Below are 14,412 nucleotides of genomic sequence, written 5' to 3'. Positions count from 1 at the left end.
GGGTGCGGGCCGCGGCCGCGGTCTAGCCCTCGTCCGGGTCTTCGGCCATGCCCTCGAGCAAGGGCACGAAACGCACGGGCGCAAGGTCCTGATAGTCCAGCCCCTCGGGCGTGCGGCGGATGCGGATCAGCTGCTGGATCTCGTCGCTCTGCCCGACGGGCAGCACCATGACGCCGCCCACCCTGAGCTGCGCCAGCAGCTCGGAGGGCGTGTCCTCGGCCGCGCAGGTCAGGATGATGCGGTCGAAGGGCGCCTGCTCGGGCAGGCCCGAGGCGCCGTCGCCGGCGATGACGGTGACGTTGTGCAGGTCGAGCTCGCGCTCGAGCAGGGCGCGCGCGCGCCGCGCCAGCGGGCGGTGGCGCTCGATCGTGTAGACGCGCCGCGCCAGTCGCGCCAGAACCGCGGCCTGATAGCCCGAGCCGCAGCCGACCTCGAGCACCTTGCAGCGCGGCGTGACCTCGAGCGCCTGCGTCATCAGCCCCACGATCGAGGGCTGCGAGATGGTCTGCCCGCAGGCGATCGGCAGCGCCACATCCTCGAGCGCGCGATCGCGAAAGGCCCGGTCCAGGAACAGCTCGCGCGGGGTGCGTTCGATGGCGTCGAGCACGCGCGCATCCGTCACCCCGCGCGAGCGCAGGGCGAAGACCAGCTTCATGCGCCCCTCGCGCAGGGCGTCGGGGGCGTCGTCATGCTCGGGCGCCGCGCTCATGGACCCCTCTCCTCAGCCGAGCGCGGCGGCGATCTCGTCCAGCCGGTCGGCGGCGGTGAGATCGGCGCGCATGGGCGTGACGGTGATCCAGCCCTCCGAAGCCTCGCGCGCGTCGACGCCGGCGGCGGCCTCGCGGTTGCCGCGGCCATGGGCCAGCCAGTAATAGGTGCGCCCGTTGGGGGCGATGTGCTCGCGCACCTCGAAGGCGCCGCCGGGGCGCCGGCCCTGGCGGGCGGCGCGCACGCCGCGCACCTTGTCGGCGGGCAGGGGCGGGAAATTCACGTTGTAGAACAGGCCGTAATCGGCCTTCTCGTCCCAGGGCAGCTCGAGGATCCGGCGCACCACGCGCGGGCCAAGGCGCCGGGCGGCCTCGAACGGATCGGCGGCGTCGATGTTCTCGGGTCCGTAATACTGGCTGAGCGCGATGGCGCGCACGCGCTGCAGCGCCGCCTCGATCGCGCCGCCGACCGTGCCCGAATAGACCACGTCCTCGGCCACGTTGTGGCCGCGGTTGACGCCGGAAATGACCAGATCGGGCGGCGCCTCGGCCATCAGGCGGCGCAGCGCCACGATCACGCAATCGGCGGGCGAGCCGTCGACCGCCCAGCGGCGCGCGCCCAGCGGCACGAGGCGCATGGGCTTGGTGTAGGAGATGCAGTGCGCGACGCCGGACTGCTCCATTTCCGGCGCGACGACCCAGACTTCGCCGTTCGGTCCGGCGACCTCGCGCGCGATGTCCTCGGCCGCGGCAAGCCCCTCGGCCGTGATTCCGTCGTCATTGGTGATGAGAATACGCATGCGCCCTCTTTCCGCTTGTCGGCGAAGACTTAGCGGCTTGATCGGGGCGCGTCCAGCGCCCGCGCGCGGATGTCGGGTCCGCGCGCGGGCGGCCGCATCGGGCGGCGAGGATGATCCGCGGCGATCTCGGCTCCGATCCGCGCGCGGGCGGCCGGATCAGGCCAGCGCGCCGTCGGGGCGGATGACGGCGGCGCCGCCCATGTAGGGGCGCAGGGCCTCGGGCAGGCGGATCGAGCCGTCGGCCTGCTGGCCGTTCTCGGCCACCGCGATGAGCGTGCGCCCGACCGCCAGGCCCGAGCCGTTGAGGGTGTGGACGAACTCGGGCTTGGCGCCGTCCTCGCGGCGGAAACGGGCGTTCATGCGCCGCGCCTGGAAGTCGCCGCAGTCCGAGCAGGAGCTGATTTCGCGATACTTGCCCTGGCCGGGCAGCCAGGCCTCGACGTCATGCGTGCGGCGGGCGCCGAAGCCCATGTCGCCGGCGCACAGAACGACGGTGCGGTAGGGGATCTCGAGCGCCTCGAGCACGGCCTCGGCGCAGCGCGTCATGCGCTCGAGCTCGTCGCGGCTGTCTTCGGGGCGGACGATCGAGACCATCTCGACCTTCTCGAACTGATGCTGGCGCAGCATTCCGGCGGTGTCGCGGCCGGCGCTTCCGGCTTCCGAGCGGAAGCACTGGGTGTGCGCGCACAGCCGCCGGGGCAGGGCGCCGGGTTCCAGAATCTGCCCGGCGACCGTGTTGGTCAGCGTCACCTCGGCGGTGGGGATGAGCCACCAGCCGTTCTCGGTGCGGTAGCTGTCCTCGGCGAATTTCGGAAGCTGACCCGTGCCCAGCATGGCCTCGTCCTTGACCAGAACCGGGGTCCAGGTTTCCTCGAGCCCATGCGCGCGCGTGTGAAGATCAAGCATGAACTGCGCCAGCGCCCGGTGCAGGCGCGCCATGGCGCCGCGCAGCATCACGAAGCGGCTGCCCGACAGCCGCGCGGCGGTCTCGAAGTCGAGGCCCGCCGCGGCCGCCGGGATCTGGTAGTGCTCGAGCGGCGCGAAGTCGAAGGCGCGCGGCGTTCCCCAGCGGCGGATCTCGACATTGTCGTTCTCGTCCGTCCCGTCCGGGACGTCGTCGTAGGGAAGGTTGGGGATTTCCATCAGCATGGCGCGCAGGCGCTCGTCGAAGGCGCGCGCCTCGTCCTCCAGGCGCGCGATCTCGTCCTTCTTCTGCGCCACCAGTTCGCGCAGCCGGGCGAACTCGGCCTCGTCGCCGGCGGCCTTGGCGGCGCCGACGCGTCTGGATGCGGCGTTTCGTTCGGCCTGGGCGGCTTCGGCGGCGGCGATCTTCTCGCGCCGCGCGGCGTCCAGCTCGAGGATGCGCGCCGCGACCGGCGCGAGCCCCCGGCGCGCCAGGGCGGCGTCGAAGGCGGACGGGTTTTCGCGGATCTGGCGGATGTCGTGCATGGCTCGCGTTTCCGGTGGTTTCCTGAGAGCCGCGGTTATGCCCGAACCGACGCGAATGTAAAAGAGCCCCGCCGCGCCGGCGCGCGGCGGGGGCGGGCCGGTCAGGCGGCCGCCGCGCGGCCGCCGGCCCCCAGATCGAAGGCCGAGACCAGCTCGGACAGCGACGTCGCCTCGGTGCGCACATGGCGCGCGGCGCGGGCGGCCTTTTCCGCTTCGGCGGCGTCGGCCTGCGTGGCCTGATCGAGACGCGAGACCGAGGCCGAGGTGGCGGCGACGCTGGCGGTCTGCTCGCGGCCGGCTTCGGCGATGGCGCTGACGGTGGAGGCGAGGCCTCGCACGCGCTCGGCGATCAGCTTGAGGGTGTCGCCGGTTTCGCCAACCAGACGCACGCCGTCGGCGACGCTGGCCGAGCTTTCCGAGATCAGCGCCGAGATGTCGCGCGCGGCGTCGGACGACTGGCGGGCCAGGGCGCGCACCTCGGTGGCGACGACGGCGAAGCCCTTGCCCGCCTCGCCGGCGCGCGCAGCCTCGACCGCCGCGTTCAGGGCCAGCAGGTTGGTCTGGAAGGCGATCGCCTCGATGACGTCGATGATCGAGGCGATGCGCGCCGAGCCGTCCTCGATGCGGCGCACGGCGCCGATGGCGTCGGCGATGCGCCGCTCGCCGGTTTCGGCGGCCGAGGCGGCGTCGCGCACCATGCCCTCGGCCTCGTCGAGGCGCGCGCCGTTCGAGGCGACCGAGGCGGCCATCTCTTCCATCGCGGCGGCGATCTCCTCGAGCGAGGCGGCGTTCTCCTCGGCGCGGCGGGCGGTGCCCGTGGCCGACTGCTCGATCTCCTGCGAGGCGTCGCGGACGGCGGCGACGGTTTGGACGATCTCGGCGATCATGGCCCGCTGCCGCTCGGCGGTGCGGTTCAGGGTGTTGCGCAGGGTTTCGAAACGGCCGCGGCGCGGGCGCTCCATGCGCGCGTTCAGGTTGCCGGCGGCCATCGCCTCGGCCTGGGTCTCGATGTCCTCGAACACGCCGTCGATCTCGGCGTAGAGCTGGTTGAGGCCCTCGGCCAGCTTGTTCAGCGTCTCTTCGTCGAAGCGCGCCTTGATCCTTGCCCCAAGGTCGCCCTCGAGGCCGCGCGCGACCGCGGCCGAGAATTCCTTCTCGAGCGTTTCGAGCATCTGGGCGCGGCGGGCGGCGTCGCGGGCTTCGGCGGCGCGAGCCTCTTCATGCGCGGTCTGGGCGGCGCGCGCCTGCTCGGCCGCTTCGGCCTGCGCCCGCTGCGCGCTTTCATGCAGCGCCTTGCGGTCGATCGCGGCAAGGACGAGGACGATCGTCTCGATGACCAGAATCGCCGCGTGCACGCCCACGCGGGCAAGAGTGGACGCAAGATCGGCCGATCCCGGGAAGACGAGCTGAGGCGCGGCAAGCGCGAAGACCACGTGATGGACCGCGGCCAGACCGGCGCCCGCCAGCAGGGCGCGCGCGTCGGCCATGGCCGAGAGCGCGGCGAGGAGCGCAAAGAAATACATGTGCGCGTCGATCTGCCACGGATGGCCCGTGAAGGCCGCGACCAGCGCGCAGGCCTGGCCCATGATCGCCAGCGCCAGCGCCGCGCGGCCGGCCGGCCCGCCCACGCGCGCGGCGCCCTCGGCCATGAGGCAGAGCGCGACGGCCGCCGCGCCGACCCACAGCGCGGGCCCGCCGGCCATCCAGGCGATCGCGGGCAGCAGCGCCGCATGCGCCCAGTTGGCGGCGGCCAGCTTGCGCGCCGCCCGCTCCTGACCGGCGGCGAAGGAGGAATCGGATGGGTGCGTCATTGGGAAACTCCACAGATCATGGCGAGCGTCGCGCCGTCGAGGACCGTCCAGGCGCCCGCCGCCACAAGGCGGCGAGGCAGGTCCGGGCCGCCTTCGACCAAGGCCCCGAAGGGCGCCCGGAAGGGGAGCAGCGGCGCCCCGCCGGCCCTGTCGATGACCGCGTCCGCGTCGCGCCAGGGCGGCACGACGGCGACGTAGGGGCCGGAGCCGGGCGTCGGCGCCGCCACCAGCGCGCCCAGCGGCGCGGCGAGGGCGATGGCGACGGACGCGGCGGCGATCAGGCTTGCGCGCATGGCGGGCTCCGGCACAGGGGCGTGGGCGGGTTGCGCGCCCAGCTAAGCGCGCTTTCCTTAAGGGCGCGCTAACGCGGCGCGCCTTGCATCGGCCGCGCCCGGGGCTATAGTCCGGCCGAGTTCAAGCAAGCGGGGCCCGAGCGCCCCCGGCATATGGAGAGACCATGTTCGTGACCCCGGCCTACGCCCAGGCGGCGGGCGGCGCGCCGATGGGGGGCTTCGGCTCCTTCATCCCGCTGATCCTGATCTTCGTGATCTTCTACTTCTTCCTGATCCGTCCGCAGCAGAAGCGCGCCAAGGAGCACCGCGAGATGCTGGCCGCGCTGCGCCGCGGCGACCAGATCATCACCCAGGGCGGCATCATCGCCAAGGTGGTCAAGGTCAAGGACGACGAGGTCGAGGCCGAGATCGCCGACGGCGTGCGCGTGCGCGTGGTCAAGAACACCATCGCCACGGTGGTGTCGCGCACCGAGCCGGCGAAGGAAGCCTGAGGCCGCGCCTCGCTCTGGCGGCCCGGCGCCCGCGCGTTGGGCCGCGCGTCGTTCAGGAAAGGCGCCCATGCTTTATTTCCCTGCCTGGAAGAAGGCGGTCGTGATCCTGGCATGCCTTGCGGGCGTGCTGTTCTCGCTGCCGAACCTGTTCTACGACCGGGTCGAGCGCGCCAATGACGCGCGCAAGGCGCTCGAGGCGGGCCGGACCGATCCGGGGCTGGCCGAACAGGCGGCGCTGTGGCCCGCCTGGCTGCCCTCGGGGCTGGTCAATCTGGGGCTGGACCTGCGCGGCGGCGCCCATCTGCTGGTCGAGGTCGAGCTGGCCGACGTCTATGCCGAGCGCATGGACGCGCTCTGGCCCGAGGCGCGCAAGACGCTGCGCGAGATCCGCGACCTGATCGGCGGCTTTCGCCGCGTCGATCAGGGCGGCCCCGAGCTGCGCATCCGCCTGAACGATCCGGCGGGCATGCCGCACGCGATCAAGGCGCTCGAGGCGCTGGCGACGCCGGTGGGCGGCGGCCTTCTGGGCGCGGGCGGGCCCGACATCGAGGTCGAGGCCCAGGGCGACGAGGTGGTGGTGCGCCTGACCGAGGCCGCGCGCCGCCAGATCGACGAGTCGACCATGGCGCAGTCGCTCGAGATCATCCGCCGGCGCATCGACGCCGCTGGCACGCGCGAGCCCACCATCCAGCGTCAGGGCCGCGACCGCATCCTGGTGCAGGTGCCCGGCGTCGGCTCGGCCGAAGAGGTGCTGGCGCTGATCGGCACCACGGCCAAGCTGACCTTCCACCTGGTCGACAGCGCCTCGGCCGACGCCAACACGCGCCCGGGCCCGGGAAAGATCAAGGTTCCCGACGCGGACGATCCCCAGCGCTTCTACATTCTCGAGCGCGAGGCGCTCATCACCGGCGACCGGCTGACCGACGCGCAGCCCGGCTTCGACCAGCAGACCGGCCAGCCGGTGGTCAATTTCCGCTTCGACACCGCCGGCGCGCGCCGCTTCGGCCAGGTGACGGCGGCCAATGTCGGGCGGCCCTTCGCCATCGTGCTGGACGGCAAGGTCATCACCGCCCCCGTGATCCGCGAGCCGATCACCGGCGGCGCCGGGCAGATCTCGGGCTCGTTCACGGTCGAAAGCGCCACGCGCCTCGCGATCCTGCTGCGCGCCGGCGCGCTGCCCGCGCGCATCAAGGTGCTCGAGCAACGCACCGTCGGGCCCGATCTGGGCGCGGACTCGATCGCCGCGGGCGAGCGAGCGGTGGTCGTCGCCTTCGTCGCCGTGCTGGTCTTCATGGTGCTGGCCTACGGCCTGTTCGGCGTCTTCGCCGACATCGCGCTGATGTTCAACCTGGCCATGCTGATCGGCGCGCTCAGCGCGCTGGGGGCCACGCTGACGCTGCCCGGCATCGCCGGCATCGTGCTGACGGTGGGCATGGCGGTGGACGCCAACGTGCTGATCTTCGAGCGCATCCGCGAGGAGCTGCGCGCCGGCAAGGGCCCCGCCCGCGCCATCGAGCTGGGCTATGAGCGCGCCTTCTCGGCCATCGTGGACGCCAACGTCACCACGCTGATCGCGGCGGTGATCCTGTTTGCCATGGGCTCGGGCCCGGTCAAGGGCTTCGCCGTCACGCTGGGCATCGGCATCCTGACCTCGGTCTTCACCGCGGTGCTGGTGACGCGGCTCATCATCTCGATCTGGTTCGCCGCCCGGCGTCCCCGAACGCTGACCGTCTGAGGAGCGCGCAATGAGACTCAAGCTGGTTCCCGACGAGGTCCGCTTTCCCTTCATGCGCTGGACGCGCCTTGCCGTGACGCTGTCGGCGGCGGCGGTGCTGGCCTCGATCGTGCTGCTCTTCACGGCGGGGCTGAATTTCGGCATCGACTTTCGCGGCGGCACGATGATCGAGGCCCGCACCCCGCAGCCGGCCGAGATCGCGCGCGTGCGCGCGGCGGTCGGCGCGCTGGGGCTGGGCGACGTGCAGGTGCAGGAGTTCGGCGACCCGCGCGACATCCTCGTGCGCGTCGAGGCCCAGCCCTCGGACGCCGAGGGCGACCAGATGCAGACCGTCAAGCGCGTGCGCGAGGCGCTCGAGGCCGAGATCCCCGGCGTCGAGATCCGCCGCGTCGAGGTGGTCGGCCCCAAGGTCTCGGGCGAGCTGATCGTGCAGGGGGCGCTGGCGGTGGCGCTGTCGGTGCTGTCGGTGCTGGTCTATATCTGGCTGCGCTTCGAGTGGCAGTTCTCGCTGGGCGCGGTCATCGCGCTGGTCCACGACGTGGTGCTGACCATGGGCGTGTTCTCGGCGCTGCAGCTGCAGTTCAACCTGTCGACCATCGCGGCGCTGCTGACCATCGTCGGCTACTCGCTGAACGACACGGTGATCGTGTTCGACCGCGTGCGCGAGAACCTGCGCAAATACAAGGAGATGCCCCTCGACAAGCTGCTGGACCTGTCCATCGGCGAGACGCTGAGCCGCACGCTGATGACCTCGGGCACCACGCTGCTGGCGCTGCTGGCGCTGTATTTCCTTGGCGGCGAGACCATGCGCGGCTTCACCTTCGCCATGATCTGGGGCATCGTGGTGGGCACCTACTCGTCGATCTTCATCGCCGCGGCGGCGGTGCTGCGCCTTGACGTCAAGCGCGACTGGTCGGGCGGCGCCGGCGGCGCGGCCAAGGGGCCGACGGGGGTGAACTTCAACGGCGCGCAGGTCTGAGCGCAGCGGAGGGCGCGATGCGCATCACCGAGATCGACTTCGAGGACCGCCAGCCCATCGACGCCTATGGCGCCGGCGGCTTTCGCGTCGGCGGCGCGCGCTACGAGGGGGCGCTGGCGCTGCTGCCCTCGGGCCCGCGCCCCTGGCCCGAGGCGCCGGCCGCGGCCGCGCAGCTGAGCTGCGAGGTCTTCGCGCCCGTCCTGGCCGAGGCGGCCGAGATCGACGTTCTTCTGGTCGGCATGGGCGCCGACGTCGCGCCCCTGCCGGACGAGGCGCGCGCCGCGCTCGAGCAGGCCGGCATCGGCGTCGAGATCATGGGCACCGGCGCCGCCTGCCGCACCTACAACGTGCTGCTGGCCGAGGGGCGCCGGGTGGCCGCGGCGCTGCTGCCCGTTTGATCCGCCGGATGGGAAAGGGTTGAAACCTTTTGCTTCCATCCGCTTTTTGTCGGACTAGATGAGCGGCGAGGGCGCGGCATGATTCCGCCGCGCCGCTCATGCGACTTCGCTCAGAGGAGGACCAAGATGGCTTTCGAACTTCCCGATCTTCCCTACTCGCACGACGCGCTGGCCGATCTTGGCATGTCGCGCGAGACGCTCGAATACCACCACGACATCCACCACAAGGCCTATGTCGACAACGGCAACAAGCTGGTCGCCGGCACCGAGTGGGAAGGCAAGCCGATCGAGGAGATCATCCGCGGCAACTACCAGCCCGGCGCGGTCGCCCAGAACGGCATCTTCAACAACGTCGCCCAGCACTGGAACCACACCCAGTTCTGGCAGATGATGGGGCCGAAGGGCCGCGCGATGCCGTCCGAGCTCGAAGCCCGGCTCAAGGACGCCTTCGGCTCGGTCGAGAAGTTCAAGGAAGAGTTCGCCGCCGCCGGCGCCGCGCAGTTCGGCTCGGGCTGGTGCTGGCTGGTCAAGGAGGGCGACGCGCTCAAGGTCACCAAGACCGAGAACGGCGTGAACCCGCTCTGCTTCGGCCAGACCGCGCTGCTGGGCTGCGACGTGTGGGAGCACTCCTACTACATCGACTACCGCAACCGGCGTCCGGCCTATCTGCAGAACTTCCTCGAGAACCTGGTGAACTGGGAGAACGTCGCCGAGCGTCTGGCCGCCGCCGGCGGCTGACGCGGACGGCGCCGAGGCGCAAGGCCCCCGCCCATCGCGGGGGCCTTTCTTGCGAGGACGGCCATGAGCGCGGGCACGAGTCGGCGACGCGACGCCCAGCCTCCGCGCCCCGGCGCGGCGGCGGCGGCGATCGTGGCGGCGGCCACGGTTTGGGGGCTGTCGCCGATCTACTACAAGGCGCTCTCGCATGTGCCGCCGATCGAGATCCTGGCGCATCGCACGCTCTGGAGCCTGTTCTTCATCGGCGGCTTCGCGGCGCTGAGCGGGCGCGGCCCCGAGGCGCTGCGCGCGCTGGCCGAGCGCGCCTCGGCGCGGGCGCTGGCCTTCGCGGCGGCGATGATCTCGGTCAACTGGCTGCTGTTCATCTGGTCGGTGCAGTCGGGGCGCGCGGTCGAGGCCAGCCTCGGCTATTACATCTTTCCGCTCGTGGCGGCGGGGCTTGGCGCGGCGTGGCTGGGCGAGCGCTTCAACCGCGCCCAGGCGGCGGCGCTGGCGCTGGCGCTGGCGGCGACGGGGTTGCTGACCTGGGGGATCGGGCGCCCGCCCTGGATCGCCCTCGCGCTGGCTTTCAGCTTTGGCCTCTACGGCATTGCGAAAAAGGGGCTTTCCGTCGGACCGATCGCGGGCGTGGCGGCCGAGGTCGCGCTGCTGGCGCCGATCGCGGCGCTGTGGCTGGCGGGGGCGCATCTGTGGGGGTGGAGCGACTTCACGGGCAAGCCGGGCGGCCTGTTCGGAGAGGGTTGGCGCGACAGCGCCATGCTGGCCTTTTCGGGGGTGCTGACGGGCGCGCCGCTGATCCTGTTCTCGCTGGCGGCGCGGCGGCTGCGCTATGCGACGGTGGGATTGATAAGCTACCTCAACCCGACGCTGCAATTCCTTTGCGCAACGCTGCTTTTCGCCGAGCCGCTCAGCCCCTGGCATGGTCCGGCGCTGGCGTTGATCTGGCTTGGCCTGGCGATCTACACCCGCGACGGGCTGGCGCAGGAGCGGCGCGCGCGCCGCGCGGCGGCCGAGCTTCAGCGCGCCTGCGCCTCGACCAGGTCGAGCGCGGCCTCGGCGTCGGGCGCGGCGGCCAGCGAGGCCGGCACGTCCGCGCCGCAGAACCCGCGCGCGTGAAAATGCGCGATCAGCGCCAGCAGCGGATCCCAGAACCCCGCCACGTTCAGCGCCACGATCGGCTTGCGGTGCAGGCCCAGCTGGCGCCAGGTCAGCGCCTCGAACAGCTCGTCCAGCGTTCCGGCGCCGCCGGGCAGGGCGACGACGGCGTCGGCGTTCATGAACATCACCTTCTTGCGCTCGTGCATGGTCTCGGTGACGATGAGCGCCGAAAGATCGGCCTTGCCCACCTCGCGCGCGCGCAGATGCTCGGGGATCACGCCCAGCGTCCAGCCGCCCGCCTGCTGCGCGGCGCGGGCGACCTCGCCCATCAGGCCCACATCTCCCGCGCCATAGACCAGACGGTGCCCGCGCCGCGCCAGGGCGGCGCCGAAGGCGCGCGCGGCCTCGGCATAGGTGGGGTCGTCGCCCATGCGCGAGCCGCAATAGACGCAGATGGAAAGGGCAGGGCTGTCGGTCATCGGAAGGCTCCGCGAAGGGCGCCGATTGCCGGCGCGCGGCGGCGACTATATATCGGTGTCATGAAGGTTTTCCAGACGATGAGGGCGCGATGAGACGGGGCGCGCTGAGGGCGACGGTCGCCCTGGCGGCGCTTGCGGCGCTGGGCGCGGCGGGGCTGCGCGGCTGCGCGCCGCCCGAGCTGCGCCTGGCCGCGCCGGACAGGCCGGCCGGGGGCGCGGCTTCGGCCGTCGAGACCGCGTCCGCGCCCGAGCGCGCGGCGGCGCCCGAAATAGCCGCCGCGCCCGCCGCCGAACCCGGTCCCGGACCGGGCCGCGAACCGGGCGCGGCATCGCCCGCCGCGCCGGCGCCGGCTTCGGCCAGCGCTCCCGTCCCCGATCAGTCCGCCGCTGAATCGGCCCCGGCTTCGACCTTGGGCACGGGGTCCGAGGCCGTGCCGGCCGAAGGGCGCGAAGCCGCCGCCGCGCCCAGCTTCGACATCGCGCGCGTCGAGCCCGACGGCGCGGCGCTGATCGCCGGCCGCGCCGCGCCGGGCGCCGAGGTCGAGCTGACGGCCGACGGCGCGCCCGTGGCCCGCGCGCGCGCCGGCGCCGACGGCGCCTTCGTGCTGATGGCCGAGCTGCCCGTCCGCGCGCCCGGCGGAGCGCTGCGGCTGGGCCTGCGCGCCTTCGGCCCGGACGGGACGGCCGCGACCGGCGCGCAGGAGGTGATCGTTCTGGCTCCCTCGGCCCCCGCCGCCCCCGGCCGCGAGGACGCGCCACGCGCGGGCGCGCCCGGCGCCGAGCCGGCGGCGGTCGCGGGCGGCGCCCCGACGCCGCCCCCCGCGAAGGCCGAGGCTGCGCCCGCGGTGGTCGCGCTCGGCCCCGAGGGCGCGCGACTTGTGCAGCCGCAGGCGCCGGCCGACGGTGCGGTGACGCTCGACCTCGTCAGCTATGACGAGAAGGGCGCGGTCACCGTCTCGGGCAGGGGCAGCCCGGGCGCTGTCGCGCGCGTCTACGCCGACGGCGCGCATCTGGGCGACGCGGCGGTGGACGGCGCCGGCGCGTGGAGCGCGCAGCTCGATGCGCTGGACGCGCCGGGCGACTACACCTTGCGCGTCGATGAGGTGGACCGCGCGGGCAAGGTGCGCAGCCGCCTCGAGACCCCCTTCCGCCGCGAGCCCGCCCGGGCGCTGACCCCCGGCCAGGTGGTCGTGCAGCCGGGCGCCAGCCTCTGGCGCATCGCCCGCGCGCATTACGGCGCGGGCGCGCGCTATGTGGTCATCTACGAGGCCAACCGCGCGCGCATCCGCGACCCCGACCTGATCTATCCGGGGCAGGTGTTCGACCTGCCCGGCGCGCCGCGCTGAGCGCGCCGTCCTTCCTTTGCGCCATCGGCCCCGGGCCGCCCGCAACCCCGCATTCTGGCAGGAGCCGCCCTCATGTCCGCATTCCGCCGCTCTGCGCGCGCCCGGCCCCCGGCCGAAGATCCCGCCTCGGGCAAGGCGCGTCGGCGCGCCAGCCTGCGCATCATCGCGCGCGTCGCGCCCTATCTGTGGCCGGCGGATGCGCCATGGGTGCGGCGGCGCGTGGTCGCGGCGCTGATCCTGCTGGCGCTGGCCAAGGTGGCGACGGTGGCGACGCCGTTCTTCTACAAGGCGGCGGTCGATGCGCTGGCGCCGGCGCCGGACGCGCCCCAGGCCGTGGGCTTTGCGCTGGCGGTCGGCCCGATCGGGCTGGTGGCGGCCTATGCGATGGCGCGGCTCATGGGGGTGGGCTTCGCCCAGCTGCGCGACGCGCTGTTCGCGCGGGTGGCGCAACGGGCGCTGCGGCGCATGGCGCTCGAGACCTTCTCGCACATTCACGCGCTCAGCCTGCGCTACCACGTCTCGCGGCGCACGGGCGGGCTCAGCCGCATCATCGAGCGCGGCGTCAAGGGCGTCGAGTTCCTGCTGCGCTTTCTCGTCTTCTCGATCGGCCCGCTGGCGCTCGAGCTGGCCATGGTCGCGGCGGTGTTCGCGGTCGAGCTGGACCTGCGCTATTTCCTGGTGGTGGCCGCGACCATCGCGCTTTACGTCTGGTTCACCTTCGCCGTGACCGAATGGCGCGTGAAGATCCGCGCCGAGATGAACCGCCAGGACGCCAGCGCCAGCCAGAAGGCGCTGGACAGCCTGCTCAACTACGAGACGGTCAAGTATTTCAACGCCGAGCGGCGCGAGGCCGCGCGCTACGACCGATCGATGGCGGCGTATGAGGGCGCGGCCGTGCGCACGGGCGTCTCGCTGGCCTTCCTGAACCTGGGGCAAAGCCTGATCATCACCGCCGGGCTTGGCGTCGTGATGGCGATGGCCGCGCAGGGGGTGATGGAGGGGCGGCTGACGGTGGGCGACTTCGTGATGGTCAACGCCTTCATCATCCAGATCACCATGCCGCTGAACTTTCTGGGCACGGTGTATCGCGAGATCCGCCAGGCGCTGACCGACATGTCCGATATGTTCGAGCTGCTCGACCAGCCGCCCGAGATCGTCGACCGCCCCGGCGCGCCCGATCTGAAGGTCACCCGCGGCGAGGTCGCCTTCGAGGACGTGCGCTTCGGCTACGAGCCCGACCGGCCGATCCTCAAGGGCGTGAGCCTGCGCGCCGAGGGCGGGCGCACGCTGGCGGTGGTCGGGCCGACGGGCTCGGGCAAGTCGACGCTGGGGCGGCTTCTGTATCGCTTCTACGACGTGCAGGGCGGGCGCGTGACCATCGACGGGCAGGATGTGCGAGAGGTCGCGCAGGACAGCCTGCGCCGCGCCATCGGCGTGGTGCCGCAGGACACGGTGCTGTTCAACGACACGATCGGCTACAACATCGGCTACGGCAAGGAGGGCGCGACCCAGGCCGAGATCGAAGAGGCCGCGCGCGCCGCGCAGATCCACGATTTCATCGCCTCGCTGCCCCAGGGCTACGAAACCATGGTGGGCGAGCGGGGGCTCAAGCTGTCGGGCGGCGAGAAGCAGCGCGTGGCGATCGCGCGCGCCATCCTCAAGAATCCGCCGATCCTGATCCTGGACGAGGCGACCTCGGCGCTCGACACCGAGACCGAACGCCAGATCCAGGACAGCCTGCGGCGGCTGAGCCGGGGGCGCACGGTGCTGGTGGTGGCGCACCGGCTTTCGACCGTGGTCGATGCGGACCGGATCGTGGTGCTCGAGAACGGCGAGGTGGTCGAAAGCGGAACCCATGCCGAGCTGCTGGCCCGCGGCGGCCGCTACGCGCAGCTGTGGAAGCGTCAGGAAAGCGGCGAGGGCGAGGGCGAGGGCGACGCCGAAGCCGCCCCGGCGGACGAGGCGCGCTGAGCGCGGCGCGTCGGCGACGACGCGCCGCCCAAGCCATGCAGGATCCGCCCGCCCGGCGCCCTTGCGCGCCGGCTCAACCCTTCGCACCGCCTTTGGACTGCGCGCCCGGCGCACTTG

14 protein-coding genes are annotated in these 14,412 nt (G+C 72.6%); 8 read left to right on the top strand and 6 right to left on the bottom strand.

The features are described from left to right. Window positions 1-22: 22 nt before the first annotated feature. From LY05_RS05715 to LY05_RS05695, 5 genes are all read right to left on the bottom strand, one after another. The gene (locus LY05_RS05715) at window positions 23-709 is read right to left on the bottom strand and encodes a protein-L-isoaspartate(D-aspartate) O-methyltransferase (RefSeq protein ID WP_148922440.1); all 687 of its coding nucleotides are present in this window, start codon (window positions 707-709) and stop codon (window positions 23-25) included. Between the two features lie 12 nt (window positions 710-721). Further along, window positions 722-1,507 carry a 5'/3'-nucleotidase SurE gene (gene surE, locus LY05_RS05710; RefSeq protein WP_072745808.1) on the bottom strand — a complete coding sequence of 262 codons (786 nt, stop codon included), beginning with the start codon at window positions 1,505-1,507 and terminating at the stop codon, window positions 722-724. A 156-nt stretch (window positions 1,508-1,663) separates the two neighbouring features. Continuing rightward, window positions 1,664-2,956, bottom strand: coding sequence for a serine--tRNA ligase (gene serS, locus LY05_RS05705; RefSeq protein ID WP_072745807.1), 1,293 nt, complete (start codon window positions 2,954-2,956; stop codon window positions 1,664-1,666). 101 nt (window positions 2,957-3,057) lie between these two features. Beyond that, the gene (locus LY05_RS05700) at window positions 3,058-4,767 is read right to left on the bottom strand and encodes a methyl-accepting chemotaxis protein (RefSeq protein WP_148922439.1); all 1,710 of its coding nucleotides are present in this window, start codon (window positions 4,765-4,767) and stop codon (window positions 3,058-3,060) included. Next, window positions 4,764-5,060 carry a hypothetical protein gene (locus tag LY05_RS05695; RefSeq protein WP_148922438.1) on the bottom strand — a complete coding sequence of 99 codons (297 nt, stop codon included), beginning with the start codon at window positions 5,058-5,060 and terminating at the stop codon, window positions 4,764-4,766. The genes LY05_RS05700 and LY05_RS05695 overlap by 4 nt, the downstream gene beginning before the upstream one ends. Window positions 5,061-5,224: 164 nt before the next feature. Here LY05_RS05695 and yajC point away from each other — a divergent pair, with 164 nt between their 5' ends. The 6 genes from yajC (at window position 5,225) to rarD (ending at window position 10,517) form a co-directional block, all read left to right on the top strand. Further along, a complete protein-coding gene (yajC, locus tag LY05_RS05690; RefSeq protein WP_072745804.1) occupies window positions 5,225-5,551 on the top strand; it encodes a preprotein translocase subunit YajC in 327 nt (108 codons plus the stop codon). Between the two features lie 67 nt (window positions 5,552-5,618). After that, the gene (gene secD / locus LY05_RS05685; RefSeq protein WP_148922437.1) at window positions 5,619-7,286 is read left to right on the top strand and encodes a protein translocase subunit SecD; all 1,668 of its coding nucleotides are present in this window, start codon (window positions 5,619-5,621) and stop codon (window positions 7,284-7,286) included. Between the two features lie 10 nt (window positions 7,287-7,296). Next, window positions 7,297-8,265 (top strand): protein translocase subunit SecF, encoded by a 969-nt coding sequence (secF, locus tag LY05_RS05680; protein WP_072745802.1) that lies wholly within the window; start codon window positions 7,297-7,299, stop codon window positions 8,263-8,265. A gap of 17 nt (window positions 8,266-8,282) precedes the next feature. Continuing rightward, window positions 8,283-8,663 (top strand): Mth938-like domain-containing protein, encoded by a 381-nt coding sequence (locus tag LY05_RS05675; RefSeq protein ID WP_072745801.1) that lies wholly within the window; start codon window positions 8,283-8,285, stop codon window positions 8,661-8,663. A 126-nt stretch (window positions 8,664-8,789) separates the two neighbouring features. Further along, on the top strand, window positions 8,790-9,401 hold the full coding sequence (locus LY05_RS05670; protein ID WP_072745800.1) for a superoxide dismutase: 612 nt from the start codon (window positions 8,790-8,792) through the stop codon (window positions 9,399-9,401). Window positions 9,402-9,464: 63 nt separating this feature from the next. Then, window positions 9,465-10,517, top strand: coding sequence for an EamA family transporter RarD (gene rarD / locus LY05_RS05665; RefSeq protein ID WP_148922436.1), 1,053 nt, complete (start codon window positions 9,465-9,467; stop codon window positions 10,515-10,517). Here the strand turns inward: rarD and LY05_RS05660 are convergent. After that, a complete protein-coding gene (locus LY05_RS05660) occupies window positions 10,418-10,978 on the bottom strand; it encodes an LOG family protein (protein WP_148922435.1) in 561 nt (186 codons plus the stop codon). The two genes, rarD and LY05_RS05660, sit on opposite strands and share 100 nt — an antisense overlap. An 89-nt stretch (window positions 10,979-11,067) precedes the next feature. On the opposite strand from LY05_RS05660, the gene LY05_RS05655 reads away from it, so the two are divergent. Beyond that, window positions 11,068-12,324, top strand: coding sequence for a LysM peptidoglycan-binding domain-containing protein (locus LY05_RS05655; RefSeq protein ID WP_148922434.1), 1,257 nt, complete (start codon window positions 11,068-11,070; stop codon window positions 12,322-12,324). A gap of 72 nt (window positions 12,325-12,396) precedes the next feature. Continuing rightward, a complete protein-coding gene (locus LY05_RS05650) occupies window positions 12,397-14,295 on the top strand; it encodes an ABCB family ABC transporter ATP-binding protein/permease (RefSeq protein WP_148922433.1) in 1,899 nt (632 codons plus the stop codon). The last annotated feature ends 117 nt before the right edge of the window (window positions 14,296-14,412 follow it).

Source organism: Oceanicella actignis (genome assembly GCF_008124525.1).
Classification (GTDB): Bacteria; Pseudomonadota; Alphaproteobacteria; order Rhodobacterales; family Rhodobacteraceae; genus Oceanicella; species Oceanicella actignis.
This window is presented reverse-complemented; position numbering and strand designations above follow the sequence as displayed.